We start from the raw sequence: 18,935 nt of genomic DNA, 5'->3' as shown, positions 1-18,935 counted from the left end.
CTTATTTATTGGAAAGGCGTAATATTATTAAGCTATATGAAAGAAATCTGTAAGAAGAGGGGAGTTATTATGAAAATAAATTGGACTGAAGTAAAGGAAAAATTCGGCCGCAAATTTCAAAACCATCATATGAAACTTGGTTTACGAATACTACTGTTTATTTAGAGGATGATATATTAACAATTTATTGTCCAAATGAATTTGCACGTGACTGGTTAGAATCTCATTATAAAGAATTAGTATTTAATACATTAAGAGAAATGTTTAATACGACGTTTGAAATTCAGTTTGATCTATGTAATGGCGAGCCATCTAACTTGAAAGATGCTCAAAAAGAAAAGCTTAGTAGCTGGGATGAAGTAAAGAAAGCATTAAGACCTAAAATAGCAGAGAAAACATTTATGACATGGATTAGAAATACAAACGCTACGATAAAAGATAGTAAAGTAATAATCTTTTGTGAAGATGCGTTTCATCGTGATTTGCTTGAAGGGGAGTATAAAAATATAATTTCAAGTACCGTACAGAAAATTACTGATGAAGAATATTAAATTTGGTTCGAAATAGGATCAAGTGCTACTTCTAAAGCACAGATCCATCACGTGCAAAATAATCAACGTACTTCCGGACAAGAGGAATCAAAAACAATTTGGAATAAAATAAAAGATAAAATGCAATTAAAAATTTCGAGACCGTCATATGAAACTTGGGTCAAAGAAACGACAGCTAGAATAAATGAAGATTCATTGATCATTTATTTTGAAAACGAATTCCAACAAGAGTGGGTTAAAAAGTCTTATAAAGATTTAATTTCGCAAATAGCTAAAGAGTTAACTGGAAATACATATGAAATTCAATTTGAATTAAAATCAAATACAACCAGTAATAATGAAAAATCAACAATTGAAGATATCACTTCCGAATTAGGAGAGCAGTTCAAAGTCTCTAATAATAGTTTAAAATATAATGATGTAGATGAGAGCAATAAACGTATTCGAGCGTTAGAAGAAAAAATAATGAACTTGGAAAAGATCATTGGTACATTAGTAGAAAAATTGGATGCAGTAGAATTAAAAACACAGTTGGAAAAATAACCAACTGTGTTTTTTTACTTAATTCGCTTTTTTTATAAACCCTTTATAATGACGTTTTACAAGCTGACTTTCTAACGTTTTCATTGTTTCAAGTGCCACACCGACAATGATCAGTAAGCTTGTACCACCAATTTGTGCAGAAGGTGGTAATGTAGCAATCTTTGTGAATACAAGCGGTAAAATTGAAATTGCACCTAAGAAAATTGCACCGATAAATGTTAAACGGTATAAAATTTTCGTTACATATTGTTCTGTTGATTTACCAGGACGAATACCAGGTACATATCCATTTTGCTTTTTCAAATTCTCTGCCATTTGCTCAGGATTTACTTGAATGAATGCATAGAAGTATGTGAAAGCAACGATAAGACCGACATAAAGTGTCATTCCAATTGGATGTGCGAAATCAAGGTTTGCAACTAACCATTTTGATACGCTTGAATCAGGGAAGAGCTGCGCAATTGTACGCGGCGTCATTAAAAATGCGGAAGCAAAGATGACTGGAATTACACCAGCACTATTTACTTTTAGAGGTAAATGAGTGTTTTTTGCTCCTTGATATTGATTGTTTCCTGAAACAGCTTTTGCATATTGAATCGGTATTTTACGCACAGCTTGTTGAATGTAAATAACCCCAACAACTATCGCTAAAATTATAAGACCAATTAAGACCATTTTTATGATGTGCATGAATAATTGATCGCCTGCATTTTGAAATTGTTGTAAATAAATTTGATTCGCAACATTTGGAATCGCTGCTACAAGTCCTGCAAAGATAATCATTGAAATACCATTACCTACTCCATTAGCGGTAATTTGTTCGCCTAACCAAAGTAAAAATGCAGTACCTGCAGTTAAAACTGTCGCAATAAATAAGTATGTAGTCCAGCTTTGATCTGTTATTAATTGTCCACCTGCTATATTATTAAAGCCATAAGACATCCCAATGGCTTGTATGAATGCGAGAATGATTGTAAAGTATCGAGTGAATTGAGCTGATTTCTTACGGCCCATTTCTCCTTGCTTTGCCCATTCCGAAAATTTAGGTATAACGTCCATTTGTAGTAATTGTACTATGATGGAAGCTGTAATATATGGTGTAATACCTACAGCAAAGATTGAGAAGTGTTGTAGTGCTCCTCCTCCAAAGACGTTTAGCATACCTAAAACGTTAGCTTGATCTTGTACTTTTAATACCTCTGCGTTAGTATGAGGAACTGGAATAAACGTGCCAATTCGGAAAACAATTAACATCGCTAATGTAAAAAGGATTTTCCTTCTTATCTCAGCTACTCTCATGAAATTTGAAATCGTACGAAACATAATGTCGCCTCCTATATTTTTATCAGTTTAAAACTGATTATTATATTCCGATGAAGTAACCACAAACCTCCTTCCGCATTAAATTCATTTGACAAATGGAATTTTATACATTTTGTAGTTTTCATGGATATAAAAATATAAGGTGTTTTTTAGCGACCTATAAGCTTTTCGTAATCATTCAATACACATAATATATCGAATAAATTAACAAATGTACATACATACGCATGAAAAATGAGTGAATAGAGCCATTTTTTACATTTATTTAATGATAAATTAATAGGACATTATTATTAGGGATTGTTATACATGTTATAAAAATAAAGGTGAGACATTATGATTTATAGCTAATATTCATTCGAATGTGTCAGCTAATAGTTTCTCCCAATCTTTAAAGGATAATTTAGTAGTTATATGTTTTAGTGCATTAGGTACAATAATATGACAAATAAGTTCTAAGCTATTACCATCTGGATCAATAAAATAAACAGATGCATTACCTTGATGTGGACGGACAAAAGGTGCAATAGATTCATTACTATAGCTGTTAAAAAAGAATATAGAATCGAGTAAAAGTATGAAAGTACATACAACTTTAGTAGTAAATAATCTTATTTCAATTAAGATTTATGCAATTAAGAAATTTGTTTATTTAAAAGGGATTTATCAAATTGAAAGATAAATAAATTGAATAGATACTTAATAAGGGGATGATATAAATGAAAGTAGTTGTAAAAGAATTACGACCATTAGAAGTGGCATTCATAAGAAGAACTGGTAGTTACTTTGAACCACAAGATCATTGGGGGAAGTTATTGAACTGGTCTATTGAAAATAAACTTTATCCACCGGAGCAATCATTTATCGGAATCTCATTAGATAATCCTGAACTTGTTGCAAGCCATATGTGCCGACATGATGCTTGCGTGACCATACCTGAAAACTTTGAAAAAGAACAACATGAGGGTGTGCAATTTAAAAGTGTAGATGGAGGTCTATACGCTCTATACGAATTCTATGATGAACCTCATAAATTAAGTGTAGCGTATCAATACATGTACGCAGAGTGGCTACCAAATAGTGAGTATGATGCAGATTATGATAGAGATAATTTAGAGTTTTGCTTAAATAATGTTGCAGAAGATTTAGAAGGAAAGTTAAAGGTTGATTTATTTGTGCCAATTAAAAAAGTACCAATAAATATGAATGCAAATAAGTAGTATGTTTCTATCTAGCATTATCTTTACTATATTTTTTATTTGCTAATCAAACAGTAACGGAGGATACCGGCGTATTGGATGATATATTTTTAAAAGATTATTGGGTAGAGAAAACATTAAATAAACAATTAAATGAGACGAGCATATACTAATAAATGACACAATGCATAATTTATAATTGTATTTGAAGAGCACCTTAAAGTGCTCTTTTTTTATTGAAATTCATGCACTTATATAAGTTGTTCTTAATTTGAATCATCGTCCTTATATTATGTAATTTTGCATAATGTTACATAAATTGTGTATTTTCCCTTTTTTTCGACAAGAACAGCAAGTATACTTTGTACAAGCTTTCTATTTCAAAATTATACGAGGTGAAAAAATGAAAAACAAAAAGACGTTAACTAAGGTAGCATTAACAACAGGTTTAGCTTTAACAGCAGTAGCACCATACGGAGTAGGTCATGCAGAGGAAACAGATCAACTACAAGTTCAAATTCAGGAGGAATCATTCCGTTCAGGTGAACTTACACAACCGTCACAAAAGGCACCAGAGAATGTAGTAAAAGATGCTCTGAAGGAGAAAACAGAACAAGCTCTTTCTCCAAAGCAAGTCAATGGAGAAACAGGAGTAGATTATAAAGTTCTTCAAAAACGTGGTTCATATGATGGGACTACACTTGTACGTATACAGCAAACATATGAAGGAAAAGAAGTATATGGCCATCAATTAACTGCACACGTAGATCATAACGGTGTTATTAAAAGTGTTTCAGGCGATAGCGCGCAAAATTTAAAACAAGAAGAATTGAAAAAGCCTATCAATCTATCAAAAGATGAAGCGAAACAATATATTTATACGAAGTACGGGAACGATATCAATTTTATTTCGGAGCCAGAAGTTAAGGAAGTTATTTTTGTTGATGAAAATAATGGACAGGCTAGCAATGCATACCAGGTTACATTTGAAGCGGCAACACCAAAATATGTTTCCGGAACATATTTAGTAAATGCACAAAATGGTGATATGTTAAAAAATATGGTACAAGAGTCTAACTTGAAAGCAAGCGAAAAACTAGTTGGAGCCTTAAAGAAAAGTAAAAAAAGCAGTCTTACATCATTAACGGGCACTGGAAAAGATGATTTAGGGATCTCTCGTTCATTTGGTATTTCTAAACAAAGTAATGGCAAATATGCTCTTGCTGATTATACAAGAGGGCAAGGAATTGAAACATATGATGTGAATTACAGAGATATTACGAAAGAAGAAAGCTATTATCCTGGTACATTAGCAACTAGTACTTCGACAACCTTTAACGATCCAAAAGCAGTAAGTGCCCATTACTTAGCAACAAAAGTGTTTGATTTTTATAAAGATAAATACAATCGTAATAGCTTTGATAATAAGGGACAAAAGGTAGTTTCAGTTGTACACGCTTGGGATTCTGGAGATACGAATGATCCGAAAAATTGGCAGAATGCGTTAAGTGCTAATAATGGTAGTATGCTTGTATATGGAGATCCTATCGTCAAAGCATATGACGTAGCTGGGCATGAATTTACACATGCTGTTACTTCTAGTGAATCTAATCTTGAATATTACGGTGAATCTGGTGCGATTAATGAGGCACTATCTGATATTATGGGAACATCTATTGAGAAATATGTAAATAATGGAAGCTTTAACTGGACGATGGGAGAACAAACTGGATCTGTCTTCCGTGATATGGAAAACCCAGCTTCTGTTCCATCTTCACTTGGAGTACCTTATCCAGATGATTACAGTGAATTTAATGATTTTAATGGATGGGATCAAGGTGGCGTTCATTTTAATTCAAGCATTATTAATAAAGTTGCGTATCTCATCGCAAAAGGCGGAACTCATAACGGTGTAACTGTTAAAGGAATTGGTGAAGATAAAATGTTTGATATCTTCTATTACGCCAATACAGATGAGTTAAACATGACTTCTAATTTCAAAGAATTGAGATCAGCATGTATTCGAGTGGCGACTAATAAATATGGTGCGAATTCAGCTGAAGTTCAAGCGGTACAAAAGGCATTTGATGCAGCAAAAATTAAGTAAGTTAGAAATATAGTTCTTATTCATATATTATTACATTATGAAAAAACAGCTAATATCCTTAAAAGGACATTAGCTGTTTTTTTACGTAATTATGCATTAGTGAAAATATACTTACTTAGCAATAATTAGGGAGGATATCTTTAAAAGTTACGTCAAATATGTAAGGTTTATAGTATGTAAAAACAGAAAATTAATAATATATTGACCTCTTAACGGAAAGTGCTATAAAATGAAAGCGATAACAAACGGTTGCTTTAAAATAATTTCCCTGATCTTTTTGTATTTACAAATATATGAAGACACAAATAAACTATTTTTTTAACAATTAATGCAAACGTTTTCGTATCGAAAAGATCATTGAAATACATATGTGAAAATAACCAATACGGGGGTGAAGCAAAAGAGATTTCTAGATTAATTTAAATTGTGTAATGTAGTACGGGCATAATAAATCGTTCGTACTATTTAAAGAAAGGGTGTATGTGGTGCAAATGACAAAAAGATTAATTAACAAAACAGTTTTATTACTTACTTTAATCGTTATGTTATCATCTGTTTTCTCCTTTCAGAATGTGAAGGCAGTTTCAAATTCGAAAACAACTGAAGTTATCATTCATTACAAAGAGCAGTCTGGAAATACAAAAGACTGGAACCTTTGGATATGGGGAGAAAATTCAAATGGAAAATCATATGAATTTACTGGTGAAGATGAATTTGGAAAGTACGCAAAGATTAATATAGATGGTGACTATAACCGTGTAGGATTTATCATTCGTACAAATGAGTGGGAAAAAGATGGTGGCGATCGTTGGATTGAAAATATAAAGGACGGTCGTGCTGAAGTATGGGTTCTTTCTGGTGATGAAAAAGTATATAACGCTAAGCCTTCATCGGATCTCTCAATTCAAAAAGCAACTATTGATAGTTTCCATGAAATTACTGTAACGACGAATGTCCCGTTTCATATTAAGGAAAAGAAAATTGAAATGGAAGGCATTAAAATTAAGAGTATTAGTCCTTATGATATAAACAGTGGAGATATTACGAATAAGGTGAAAATAATTACGGAAAAGAAAATTGATTTAAAACAAACATACAAAGTTAAAATAGAAAACTTAGCTGATACGAATACTGAAATCGGTAAAGTAATTCGTACTGAGGAGTTTGACCATTTATTTTATTATGGTGGCAACGATTTAGGTAATATATATACACCACAACATACAAAGTTCCGTGTATGGGCTCCTACTGCGAGTGAAGCGAAGTTAGTTACATATAAAAAATGGAACGATAAAATAGGTACTGAAATAAACATGCAACAAGGTGAAAAGGGCACCTGGAAAGCAGAACTTAAAGGGAATCAAAAAGGTCTCTATTATACGTATAAGGTGAAAATTGGTGATAAATGGACAGAGGCCGTTGATCCTTATGCACGTGCTGCTTCTGTAAATGGAGATAAAGGTGCGGTTATTGATTTAGAAGAAACAAATCCGAAAAAATGGAACACTAACAAAAAGCCTAAATTAAAAAATCCGGAAGATGCTATTATTTATGAATTGCATGTACGTGATCTTTCTATTCAGCCCGAAAGTGGCATTAAACAGAAAGGAAAATATTTAGGTGTAACAGAAAAAGGAACAAGAGGGCCTGAAGATGTGAAAACAGGACTTGATCATATAAAAGATCTTGGTGTTACACACGTTCAGCTTTTGCCGATATTTGATTATGCTTCAGTAAATGAAGAGAATGTAAACGAACCACAATATAACTGGGGATATGATCCAAAAAACTTTAACGTACCAGAGGGGTCCTATTCTACAAATCCATACGAGCCAACTGTTCGAATCACTGAATTAAAACAAATGATTCAAACACTACATGATAATAATCTTCGTGTTGTTATGGATGTAGTTTATAACCATATGTATAATGCTGCTGAATCTAATTTCCATAAGTTGGTTCCAGGTTATTATTATCGTTACAATGAAGATGGAACATTTGCAAATGGAACAGGAGTAGGAAATGATACAGCTTCAGAACGAAAAATGATGCGAAAATTTATGGTGGATTCGGTCACATATTGGGCAAAAGAATATAACTTAGACGGATTCCGTTTTGATTTAATGGGTATTCATGATTATGAAACGATGAATGAAATACGTAAAGCTGTTAATCAAATCGATCCTTCTATTATATTGCATGGAGAGGGCTGGGATTTAAATACACCTCTTGCAGCAGAGTTGAAAGCAAATCAAAAAAATGCGGAGAAAATGAAAGGAATTGCTCATTTTAACGATAATATACGTGATGGATTAAAAGGTAGTGTATTTGAGGAGAAAGAAAATGGCTTTGTAAATGGAAAGGAAAACATGGAAGACCGTATTAAAAAAGGCATTACCGCAGGCATTGACTACGATATAAATTCGTCGACTTACCAAGATCCAGAGCAGGTGCTAACTTATGTGGAAGCGCATGATAATCATACATTATGGGATAAACTTGAGTTGACTAATTCAGGTGACAGTGAAGAAGTGCGAAAACAAATGCATAAATTATCTTCTTCGATTTTATTAACATCACAAGGTATTCCATTCTTACATGCGGGACAAGAGTTTATGCGCACGAAATATGGTGATCATAACAGTTACAAATCTCCGGATTCAATTAACCAGATGGACTGGTTGCGCCGTGCTGCGTTTAATAATGAAGTAGATTATATGAAGGGCTTAATAGAATTACGCAAAAAGTACCCATCCTTTAGAATGACATCTGCAGAACAAATAAAAAAACAAGTATCTTTTATTGATACTCCCAAAAATGTAGTAGCTTATTCAATAGATGGAAAGGGCAAAGGAAATAAAAATGAATACTTTATAGTGGCTCATAATGCAAATAGGGAATCCGTTGAAATCTCGCTTCCATCGAAAGGTCCTTGGAAAGTACTAGTAGATGGGAAGCAGGCGGGAAGTAAACCACTTTATGTTGTCCGTGATAATAAAATTAAAGTTCCTGCGTTAAGTTCTTTAGTTTTAAAAACAGAGAAACCGATTAAATAAATGCCAAAAGCGGAGTGAAGGGTATTTTTACTTCGCTTTTTAAATCAAAATGATATAATTTCACATACTGTAATTATATTACAAATTAATAAATAAAAAAGAGAAGAACTCACCAAGGTTCTTCTCTTTTTTATTTGTAATTATTCTTTCTGTGGTTGTGAATATAGCAAAAGGCTAGACGATGAATCTATTTTCAAAGTGACGAGAAAATGACAAAACTGTAAGAATGCATGAATGATTGTAAGAAAGTTCGATGTTTTCCTTTTTCTTTTTTTATTAAAGTGAAAAAGAAGAAAGCGGTGTCATAAGAGGTTGGTATTTTTAGATGGTGGACAATAACCAACACTATCCATGTAATAAAAGTATATGGCAATCAGTAAGACACCTTACTAATAAGGAGGGATTTGAAATGTCTTTTTCTCAATTCAATATCGATATTTTTCGAGCCATTAATGATTTAGGTAAACAATATTCATTCCTAAACCCGGCCATAGTATTTTTGGCAGAATATATGGTATATATGTTTGCTTTAATTATTTTAGCTTATTGGTTTACTAGGTCCAGAAAAAGTAGAATGATGGTTATTCAAGCGATGGTTGCTTTTGTAATTGCTGAGGTAATCGGGAAAATAGCAGGGAAATTCCATCTAAATTATCAACCATTTGTAGTATTGCCTCATGTTAATAAACTTGTCGACCATGCTGTAGATAATTCATTTCCTAGTGATCATACAATTCTCTTTTTTTCGATTTGTTTTTCGTTTTGGCTTGTTCGTAAAAAAACTGGATGGTTATGGCTTATACTTGCATTTTGTGTAGCGATCTCACGGATTTGGGTAGGGGTTCATTATCCTTTTGATGTTGCAGTAGGGGCTTTAATAGGATGTATTTCAGCGGTATTTTCGCATTGGTTAGTACCGAAATTATCTTTTATTAGGCAATTACTTACTCAATATGAAAGAGTAGAGAAACATGTTTTACCATCCAAAAACAAATCAAAAGGATTGTGAGTATAGACCTTTATCACCCTCATTACTATTCTCCACAAGTTGAATGTTAAATGCACTTATTTACATCCATGAAGACGAAAAGGAATAGGTAGTACGTCTAGGTAATAAAACAGTTTATTACCTACTATTTAGATAACAATGAAGGCCATATCGCAAAACATTTAGTTAGCACCGAAGTGTATTTTTATCGTTTTTGAGGTAACTTATTTTCTTCAGTTGATAGACATGTGGCGTGATCCCAATATATAAATTTGGAACGATGTTAATTTTCCATATAGGATACCGTCATATTGATATAAAGGCGTTATCCTTTCCTATGATTTCTCAGAAAGAATAACGCCTTTTTCTTTTTAGGGGAGATTTTGTCTTATTACCTTGATAGTGATGTGGTTCTCCCCCGTATAAAGGTTACAAAAATCTTTCGAATTGATCTAACTTGCACAATGCTTCCCGTTAATATAATACGCTGATTCTGTGAAAACCGTAAATACAACCTCAACTTCTGAAAGTCCAAAATTCATTACATATGTAGTAATGGCCTTGGCAAATCGATCACGAATTTCCTGTCCACGCTCGAACCATTTCACTTCAATAAGAGGAAACGCTTCTATTTCTTCTCCATTAAATACAAACGTAGAACTTGGTAGTTCCAACGTAAAATTATCCGTACCACACTCACAAATCTCTGCGAGCTCTTCTACTAATGGCTTGCTTATGTGTTTTAATTGTTCAGTAGTAATTCCACGAAACACAACATGCGGCATGTGAACCCCTCCGTTAAATAGCTTTTTATTTGTTCACATCATAGCACAATTTATTTTGCTGCACTAGAATCTATTGATACATTTCAATGACATTCTTCAGAATGGGGTCCCGTCCCGAAAAGGCGGATTGAATTTTGAAATGAGTCATAGGAGACATTCAAAAGCCTTATTCCACGTTATATTAGCCTTGTCTCAATAGGCTTTCCTCTATTGGAACGAACTAAAAAACATTGATACAAAAGACTTTTTATCTTTAACTTTGTAAAAGCGCAAAATCCTGACGCTATCCGATCACTATCAAGCTAAATTTTTTAGTACCTTCAGAACGAAATTTTGTGTTAACTTGTAACAAAAAGTGCATTTTTTTGTTTTGGGGTAATTCTGAATTCTTAAGTTGATGGATATGCGACGGTACCCTTATAAGGGCTAGTTTGTATCTTATGTGGTGAATTTTACAAATAGCGAAAAAGAGTCCTATATAAATGGGACTCTTTTTCTTCAAGTATTAACTTACTGGATATGCATTAGAACCTAGATAACGTTCTTTTATAATTTGTAGATGATGAAGCTCATGCCCAGCTATGATGTATGCTAATGCACGAACTGTAACTTCAGATTTGTTCGCATATCCTTTTTGTAACCAAGTGTCTTTATCTAAGCTTTTCAGTAAATGCAAGGTAGATTGGCGAACAACTATTAAATTCTCAAGAAGATCTTGCATAGATTGCTTATCAAAAGTAGCTTTGAGAACATACATATCATCGTTATAGCCTGGAAGTTCTGCTGTCTCGCCTCGAGCGATAGATAACAAGCGATACGCCATAACACGTTCTGTATCCGCAATATGGCCGATTACTTCTTTTATACTCCATTTAGTAGGAGCATATCGAAAAAGTCCCTCACTATCAGAAATCTCTTTTAATAAAAGATTCGTTTCCTCTATTTGTTGTGCTAAAATTTGTATGATATTTCCGTCTGATACTAAGTTAACATACGTTGCATAATAGGAGTTATATTCACTTGCCTTTGGTCTAATTTGCATACGAATCATCCTTTACATTTAATCTTTAAGTATAGCTTATCACAAAATAGTTTTTAATTAATCTGAAAGTTCTAAAATAAAATAAAAAACCCATCTACTACTTTAGTCGAAATCGTGTACTTTCACATCATTTAACAAACAGAAAAAGGGTTTTTGATTTAACTCTTAGAATATTGTTCTATTACAAGTAATTGGATATTAATTACTTTTTTGATTACTTTTGATTATAACTAGGAAATATAGAAAGGTTGTGAAGTTATTTGATGGGTTATAAAGCTATGCTGTTTGATTTAGATGATACGTTACTTAATAGGGATAAGGCAGTAGATAATCTGTTTTTATTACTTTTGGAAAAGTGTTATGAGGATGTTAGTGATACAATCAAAAACAATATGCTACAGAAATTCAAAGAATTTGATAAAAGAGAATATGGCATGAGTGATAAAACGATAGTATTAGAATCATTGTTTGATGAATTCCCGCCGAAGTATAGATTGCCACGCAATTATATCCAAGATTTTTGGAATGAAAACTTCCCAAAATGTTTTTCAATAGACCAGAATACTATCCATTTCTTAAATCATATAAAGAAGCACCTTGAAGTTGGAATTATAACAAATGGCTCAACGCAGAGGCAAAAGGCTAAAATAATTAACACAAATTTAAACAATTACTTTGATACGATCATTATTTCTGAAGAAGTGGGATTTAGTAAACCGGATAAACGTATATTCGAGTTAGCATTAAATAAGCTAAATGTACAGCCAGAAAATACTTTATTTGTTGGGGATGACTTAGAAAAGGATATTGCTGGTCCTCAAAATGCAAATATAAAAGGTGTGTGGTTTAACCCTCAGAAAATCAAGAATACTACCAAAATACAACCATATGCCGAGATTAACACTTTGGATAGCTTGTTAAGTTATGTTACGCCACAATATTTTTTTAACAAGTAAAATTAATTTCATTGACCGTATTAGTAATAAAAAATAGAGGCGATTTTAATAGCTGCGGCTAATTTAATCTATGATTCATACGAAGTTTTGTAAAACAATTTTACTTATACTGTGTAAATTATAAAAGGGTGAGACTATGGAAATAAAGAAAGTAGTAATCGATGGAATCAATATTGCGGTCATTAGAAATGATACGGTATTAATATCCGATGTTCAATCTGCATTAGATACTATGGCAACTGTTCAATATGAGGTAGATGCGAAGCATATTATTATCCATAAATCTTTAATAAGTGAAGATTTCTTTGATCTAAAAACACGTCTTGCGGGCGATATTCTTCAAAAGTTTATAAACTACAAGGTGAAATTTGCTATTGTTGGAGATTTCTCTATGTATACTAGTAAAAGCTTAAAGGATTTTATTTATGAATGTAATAAAGGTAAAGATATTTTTTACTTAGCAACTGAACAACAAGCAATTGAAAAACTAAGTACATTAAAGTAATAACAATACCCCAGTAAAATTACCCTCTTTTTCACATCGCTTATTATTTATAACATAGAAGAACTGACGTTTGTGTTAAACTAAAAAATGAATAAAGGGGGAGTTTTCTTGAACAATTTTAATGATACAATCCGACATTTAAACAATATAGTTTACAAACCTAACAATTTAATGATTACAAATCTAAAAGAAGAACAGCAAAACGCAGAATATGCAGGATGTTTATTTCACTTAAATCATAAAAGTATTCGTTTTAGAAAATCAAAAATTACTCCTAATAAAATTGGACAATTTGTTTCTTTTTGGGAGAAAGATGACAATATGCAAAATCAAGCATTCTCTTATGACGCTGCTCCTGACTTATTAATTATTACTTGTATAGATGATAACAAACTAGGACAATTTATTTTCCCTAAAGAGATTCTTCTTAAAGAAAAAATCTTGAGAACACAAAATCAAAAAGGCAAGATGGCCATGAGAATTTATCCTATATGGGATAACCCTGTCAGCAATCAAGCTAAAAAGAGTCAAATGTGGCAACTTCAGTATTTTGTGGATTTAAGCGATCATAATAATTTACCTATAGATAAACTATTACATTTGTATTCGTAGTTTCTTATCTTAAGTAATCTTGCGAGTTAGACTTTTTGTACCGGTACAGTTAAATGAAATGTACATTGTTTTAGTACCCCATCGAATTTACAATCAGCATATACTATTTTAACTTATATATTTTAAGGGGTGCTAACTATGACAAGTCTACAACATAAGCTGTTTACAAGATTGAATCTTGCAAATCGTACTGAGGTAAAGTTTGAAGAATTAAATACAATTCTCTTTGCATTTGCACACACTATACCATTTGAGAATTTAGATGTTATAGTAAATAACACAAATACAATTACTATGGAAAATTTGCAGAATAAAATTTTAAGTAGATCCCGCGGCGGACTTTGTTATGAATTAAATACGCTTTTTTATTACTTTTTAAAAGATTGTGGTTATGATGTACAACTCGCATTAGGTACCGTATATAAAAATGATATAAACGCATGGGCACTTGAGAATGGACATATAACGATTATTCTAAATTATGATAACGTACGATACGTAATTGATGTAGGTATTGCTTCATTAGTACCTCTAGTCCCTGTACCTTTTAATGGTGAGGCTGTTTCTTCTAAAAATGGTACGTATCGAGTGAGACGAAAAGATACGAGTAAAGGGAATTACGTTCTAGAAAGAAAAGATACGAACGGTGAGTGGAAAGTATGTCATGCTTTTTATAATCGTATCATTGATGAGGCAGTAGTGAATGATGTTCAAAAAAGAGTAGTAGAAGATGAGAAATCTATTTTTAATAAAGGACCAATTGCAGCCAAATTAACGGAATCTGGTCATGTCTCTTTAACCAATACTAGTTTCACTGAAATAGTTCATGGGGAAAAAACGAAACGTGAAATTACAGAAGAGCAATATAGAGAGCTTTTATATACTTTATTTGCTATTGAGTTATGATAAAACAAATAGCTAACCGATTCTTATGAAGAATCGGTTATTTTAATTTAAAACAATTATTAAAGTTTGATTTTCTTAATAGATATAATACACTAGAACAGTATAAAAAAGGATAAACAATGAATTTTAAATGTAAAGGAAGATTTTCATGTCAATAATTGATAAATTAAAGCTTAATAAGTATACAAATATGGTCGTAATTAATGAACCAAGTGATTATGACATTTTTACCGGGAAAGAAACTGCATTTTCAAAAGAACACGATGCTATTTTTATTTTTGTAGAAACACTAGATGAAATGGTAAAACAAACAAATTTTATTATTAGTAATGAAGAATTACTAATTGAAAAAGGATACATATTCTTCGCATATCCGAAAAAGGGTAATTCTCGTTACAGTACTTTTATTCACCGTGATGAGATGTTTCCAGCATTAAACGTTGGAGAAGATGGATATGTGGGCGAAAGCGAAATTAAATTTGCTCGAATGGTAAGTATGGATGACATCTTTACCGTTGTAGGTTTAAAGCGTGAGAAGAAAAAGGCGACGAAAACGCCCGCAATGAGCCAATGTGTAGCTGATTATGCAGATCGAATTCAAGATGTCGAAGCTTTATTAGCTAATCACCCAAATGAACTTAAGTTTTATCAAAGTTTAACACCTGGATATCAAAAAGATTGGGCACGTAATTTATTTTCTGTAAAACAAGAAAAAACACGTGAAAAACGTCTTGAGAAAATGATTGAAATTCTTTCACAAGGATATAAAACAATTGAATTATTTCGTAAAAAGAAAAAGTAAAACTAGGTAATTCACAATGATGCAACAATTAATTGAGCTTGGCACATTGTAAAAAGGATTCCTTTCAGTATACTAAAGTATGTTCTTATATTTAAATAATTAGCAAAAGAGAAAAGGTGTTTGAAATGAAATCGTATATTGTAGTTGGAGCGGGAATTTTAGGTGCGTCTACTGCTTATCATCTTGCTAAGGTTGGCGCGAACGTTACTATCGTGGATCGCCAACAAGTAGGTCAAGCAACAGATGCAGCAGCAGGTATTGTCTGTCCATGGCTTTCACAACGTCGTAATAAAGCATGGTATAAAATCGTTAAAGGCGGTGCACGTTACTATTCTTCGTTAATTCAGCAATTAGAAGAAGACGGTGAAACGGATACAGGTTATAACCGTGTAGGTGCAATTAGTTTACATACTGATGAGAAAAAACTAAATCAAATGGAAGAGCGAGCTTATAAGCGCCGTGAAGATGCACCAGAGATTGGTGAAATTACTCGTTTATCAGCTGAAGAAACGAAAAAATTATTCCCAGCATTATCAGAAGAATATAGTTCTGTTCATGTTAGTGGTGCTGCACGAGTAAATGGAAGGTTATTACGTAATGCATTAATAAGTGCTGCGAAAAAACATGGTGCAATTTTTATAAAAGGCAATGCAGTATTAGTCCGTGAAGGTAGTCAAATTACGGGAGTTAAAGTAAAAGATGAAACAATTTTAGCAGAGAAGGTTATTGTAACGGCAGGTGCATGGGCGAACGAAATCTTAAGCCCTTTAGGAATTAATTTCTTAGTTACGTTCCAAAAAGGACAAATTGTTCACTTGCAAATGGAAAATACAGCAACAGAAAATATGCCAGTTGTTATGCCGCCAAATGATCAATACATTTTAACATTTGACAATGGCCATGTCGTAATTGGTGCAACACATGAGAATGATACTGGTTTCGATCACCGTGTAACGGCTGGTGGTTTACATGAAGTATTCCATAAAGCATTAACAGTTGCACCTGGCTTAGAAGATGCTACTATGCTTGAGACGAGAGTTGGATTTAGACCGTTTACTCCAGGATTCTTACCTGTTATCGGACCACTTCCTAACTTCGACGGTATTCTCGTTGCGAACGGATTAGGAGCTTCAGGTTTAACTGCTGGTCCATATTTAGGATCAGAACTTGCTAAGTTAGCGCTGGGACAACCAATTGATTTAGATTTAAATGATTATGACGTTGCTGGCGCAATTGAATAACATCGGGTATGAAAAAATACACTAAGCAAATTCGATAGGAAATAAGTAGTTTTTTCTCCGTTAAGAGTAAGACTGTTTACGAAAAATAAAATTCTTTAAAAATAAAGAGCCGACACCATAAACTTGCATTATTAATGTAGAATTATGATGTCGGCTCTTTATTTCTATTTATTTAAAGCTTTTTTGGAGAGGAGGTTAAGCAATGAGAGCGCCATATCAAGTATTAATATTTCCTTATATAAAAATTGACAACTCTATTCAATATGCGATTTTCAACCGAAGTGATTATGGTTATTGGCAAGGAATAGCTGGTGGTGGAGAAGACGGTGAGATTCCTATTGAATCAGCAAAACGTGAAGCGTTTGAAGAGGCTGGTATTACAAGAGAATGTTCATATATACAATTAGATTCTGTGTCTTCACTACCAGTAGAGGATGTAGTTGGAGAATTCCTTTGGGGAGATGACGTTTATGTAATAAAAGAATTTTCGTTTGGAGTTAAAGTACCTACAAAAAACATCTCATTATCTAAAGAACACTTACATTATAAATGGTTATGCTTTGAGGAAGCCGTAACGTATTTGAAGTGGGATAGCAACAAAACAGCATTGTGGGAATTAAACAAAAGACTATTAAAATAGTAAAAGTATTAGCAAAGACGTTAGTGGAACAAGAATTGAACAATTAAAAAACTTACTATTCTTCATATGTAGCAAGTTTTTTTCTATACAGTTACCCCTGGAAAAATAAAAATAGTTAGAAATATTTTTTTATTGTATGGTTTTTGGCTCTGAATAGCGGAATACATATTAAGTATTCAACAGTTCAAATAAAACGAGTCATCTTTTTATTTGAAGAAGAAAGATGACCAGTTTTATGCTAAAATTCGCTTAGTGTATATTTTCGTTAAAATGTGGGCAGGCCCACTTTTAGCAAAACCGGAGTGGAAATGATGAGTATAAATTGTTTTGTGGGATTGATAAAGAATGAATTATTAAAAGAGATAAGCATAAGAAGCGAGGATGAATCCGAACCTGTAGTAGTTAAAGATATTCCTAGACTTTGGAAGTGTTTAGGGAAAGGTAATTATGCCGCAGTATTCATGCACAAAGAATACAAAGATTGGGTAGTGAAAGTTTACGCGCGAGAAGGAGAAGGCATTGAAAAAGAGTCAGAAGTATACCGCAGAATCGGAAATCATCCTTCTTATTCAAAGCTTATTTATAAAGGGGAAAATTTCATAGTATTGAAACGGTTAAAAGAAATTACCTTATACGATGCTGTTCATAAAGGGATTAAAATCCCTAAGCAGGTGATCCTTGATATCAATCAAGCTTTAGAGTATGCAAGAGAACAAGGATTAACCCCCTGCGATGTTCACGGGAAAAATGTGATGATGGAAAAAGGAAGGGGATATGTAGTCGATGTATCTGATTTCTTAAAAACAAAAGAAGATAGTAAGTGGAAAGATTTAGAAAAGGCATATTTTACATTTTATTTGCCTTTCATTTATAAATTGCCTTTCCCTGTTAAAATACCGTATTTTATGTTAAACATTGTTAGACGTTCGTATAGAAGATATAAGAAGCTTAAAAAGAAATTCAAATTGTAAAAGGATTACATACTAATAATTGAACCAATAGCAAACGAAAGGACCGTACATATTAGAGATGTACGGTCCTAATCTTTTTTATGTATACATATTTTTGCTAGTTATATCACTATCAATTCCAAAACGAGATATTTTGAATAAATGAAACTGTTAAAATAAATGTTGATGCGCAACCAGCAGTTAATAACATTATTATTTTTCGTCCATTCTGTTCTTTTGAAGGTTTTATCAGTTCTGTAATCAACACAATCCAAATTATTATAGATACTATCGAGATAATATTTATGGACATATGTAACACCTTCCTTTTTGTTTTCACATAAACATTTCTTATTTTGTAAAATGAAAGCAATTTAACTAGAAAATATGTACAGTATTACAAATCAGGTTTCTCCTGTTAAACCACCTTTTTTAAATAGAAATACGACTAATAAAACGATAATAACTGCCTTTAAACTGCCCCAATATGGATAAATAACATGATCTGTTAGATGAGCATGTTGAAAAATGTTCTCTAATCCATAAATTCCAATAATGACTGCTAAAAGAAAAGCGGCTTTTCCAATAGCTGTATTACGATAGAGGGTAAATAAATATAGTGCAACTATAAGTGGTAAGATGATTTGTAGCAATAGTGTCATAAGGTAGCCCCCTAATTTATTTATAATTATATTATATACAAAATTGTAATAAAAAGGAATGCGACTT

General features: G+C 32.5%; 17 protein-coding genes and 2 pseudogenes. 13 read left to right on the top strand and 6 right to left on the bottom strand.

Annotated elements, in window-relative coordinates:
- Positions 1-69 precede the first annotated feature (69 nt).
- Positions 70-1,094 (top strand): annotated as a pseudogene (locus MR070_RS09140) (DnaA N-terminal domain-containing protein).
- A gap of 18 nt (positions 1,095-1,112) precedes the next feature.
- Here MR070_RS09140 and secY read toward each other — a convergent pair.
- Together secY and MR070_RS09130 are read right to left on the bottom strand one after the other, a co-directional pair.
- Positions 1,113-2,417: a preprotein translocase subunit SecY gene (secY, locus tag MR070_RS09135; protein ID WP_000490140.1), complete on the bottom strand. Its 1,305-nt coding sequence runs from the start codon at positions 2,415-2,417 to the stop codon at positions 1,113-1,115.
- Positions 2,418-2,771: 354 nt separating this feature from the next.
- Positions 2,772-2,957: pseudogene (locus MR070_RS09130) on the bottom strand (VOC family protein); the annotation flags it as partial.
- Positions 2,958-3,136: 179 nt separating this feature from the next.
- Between MR070_RS09130 and MR070_RS09125 the strand changes: the two are divergent.
- The 4 genes from MR070_RS09125 to MR070_RS09110 all read left to right on the top strand — a co-directional run bounded on the left by MR070_RS09125 (position 3,137) and on the right by MR070_RS09110 (position 9,788).
- A complete protein-coding gene (locus MR070_RS09125; RefSeq protein WP_000869972.1) occupies positions 3,137-3,637 on the top strand; it encodes an AraC family transcriptional regulator in 501 nt (166 codons plus the stop codon).
- Positions 3,638-4,019: 382 nt separating this feature from the next.
- Positions 4,020-5,723 carry a M4 family metallopeptidase gene (locus MR070_RS09120; RefSeq protein ID WP_000791433.1) on the top strand — a complete coding sequence of 568 codons (1,704 nt, stop codon included), beginning with the start codon at positions 4,020-4,022 and terminating at the stop codon, positions 5,721-5,723.
- Between the two features lie 485 nt (positions 5,724-6,208).
- On the top strand, positions 6,209-8,779 hold the full coding sequence (pulA, locus tag MR070_RS09115; RefSeq protein ID WP_313933800.1) for a type I pullulanase: 2,571 nt from the start codon (positions 6,209-6,211) through the stop codon (positions 8,777-8,779).
- Between the two features lie 409 nt (positions 8,780-9,188).
- Positions 9,189-9,788: an undecaprenyl-diphosphatase gene (locus MR070_RS09110; RefSeq protein ID WP_138321913.1), complete on the top strand. Its 600-nt coding sequence runs from the start codon at positions 9,189-9,191 to the stop codon at positions 9,786-9,788.
- A 431-nt stretch (positions 9,789-10,219) separates the two neighbouring features.
- Here the strand turns inward: MR070_RS09110 and MR070_RS09105 are convergent, their stop codons facing one another.
- Positions 10,220-10,552: a DUF1904 family protein gene (locus MR070_RS09105; RefSeq protein ID WP_138321914.1), complete on the bottom strand. Its 333-nt coding sequence runs from the start codon at positions 10,550-10,552 to the stop codon at positions 10,220-10,222.
- Between the two features lie 505 nt (positions 10,553-11,057).
- The gene (locus MR070_RS09100) at positions 11,058-11,594 is read right to left on the bottom strand and encodes a DinB family protein (RefSeq protein WP_001167119.1); all 537 of its coding nucleotides are present in this window, start codon (positions 11,592-11,594) and stop codon (positions 11,058-11,060) included.
- Positions 11,595-11,857: 263 nt separating this feature from the next.
- Here MR070_RS09100 and MR070_RS09095 point away from each other — a divergent pair, with 263 nt between their 5' ends.
- From MR070_RS09095 to MR070_RS09060, 8 genes are all read left to right on the top strand, one after another.
- On the top strand, positions 11,858-12,550 hold the full coding sequence (locus MR070_RS09095) for an HAD family hydrolase (RefSeq protein WP_242261100.1): 693 nt from the start codon (positions 11,858-11,860) through the stop codon (positions 12,548-12,550).
- Between the two features lie 136 nt (positions 12,551-12,686).
- Positions 12,687-13,055, top strand: coding sequence for a DUF4180 domain-containing protein (locus MR070_RS09090; protein WP_087963989.1), 369 nt, complete (start codon positions 12,687-12,689; stop codon positions 13,053-13,055).
- Between the two features lie 108 nt (positions 13,056-13,163).
- Complete coding sequence (locus MR070_RS09085) at positions 13,164-13,667, top strand: MepB family protein (RefSeq protein WP_001058780.1); 504 nt, start codon at positions 13,164-13,166, stop codon at positions 13,665-13,667.
- Between the two features lie 138 nt (positions 13,668-13,805).
- On the top strand, positions 13,806-14,573 hold the full coding sequence (locus tag MR070_RS09080; RefSeq protein ID WP_000202778.1) for an arylamine N-acetyltransferase family protein: 768 nt from the start codon (positions 13,806-13,808) through the stop codon (positions 14,571-14,573).
- Positions 14,574-14,721: 148 nt separating this feature from the next.
- A complete protein-coding gene (locus MR070_RS09075) occupies positions 14,722-15,375 on the top strand; it encodes a YdeI/OmpD-associated family protein (protein WP_000022227.1) in 654 nt (217 codons plus the stop codon).
- A gap of 125 nt (positions 15,376-15,500) precedes the next feature.
- On the top strand, positions 15,501-16,616 hold the full coding sequence (locus tag MR070_RS09070) for an NAD(P)/FAD-dependent oxidoreductase (protein ID WP_242261099.1): 1,116 nt from the start codon (positions 15,501-15,503) through the stop codon (positions 16,614-16,616).
- Between the two features lie 202 nt (positions 16,617-16,818).
- Entirely contained in the window at positions 16,819-17,256 is a 438-nt protein-coding gene (locus tag MR070_RS09065; RefSeq protein ID WP_001202582.1) for an NUDIX hydrolase, read from the top strand.
- A 308-nt stretch (positions 17,257-17,564) separates the two neighbouring features.
- Positions 17,565-18,227, top strand: coding sequence for a protein kinase family protein (locus MR070_RS09060; protein ID WP_142285835.1), 663 nt, complete (start codon positions 17,565-17,567; stop codon positions 18,225-18,227).
- Between the two features lie 112 nt (positions 18,228-18,339).
- Here MR070_RS09060 and MR070_RS09055 read toward each other — a convergent pair whose 3' ends face one another.
- Together MR070_RS09055 and MR070_RS09050 are read right to left on the bottom strand one after the other, a co-directional pair.
- Complete coding sequence (locus tag MR070_RS09055; RefSeq protein WP_000026319.1) at positions 18,340-18,519, bottom strand: hypothetical protein; 180 nt, start codon at positions 18,517-18,519, stop codon at positions 18,340-18,342.
- Between the two features lie 91 nt (positions 18,520-18,610).
- Positions 18,611-18,868 carry a hypothetical protein gene (locus tag MR070_RS09050; RefSeq protein WP_242261098.1) on the bottom strand — a complete coding sequence of 86 codons (258 nt, stop codon included), beginning with the start codon at positions 18,866-18,868 and terminating at the stop codon, positions 18,611-18,613.
- Positions 18,869-18,935: the final 67 nt, after the last annotated feature.

The organism is Bacillus cereus group sp. BfR-BA-01453, assembly GCF_022662915.1.
GTDB classification, from domain to species: Bacteria; Bacillota; Bacilli; order Bacillales; family Bacillaceae_G; genus Bacillus_A; species Bacillus_A paranthracis.
This window is presented reverse-complemented; position numbering and strand designations above follow the sequence as displayed.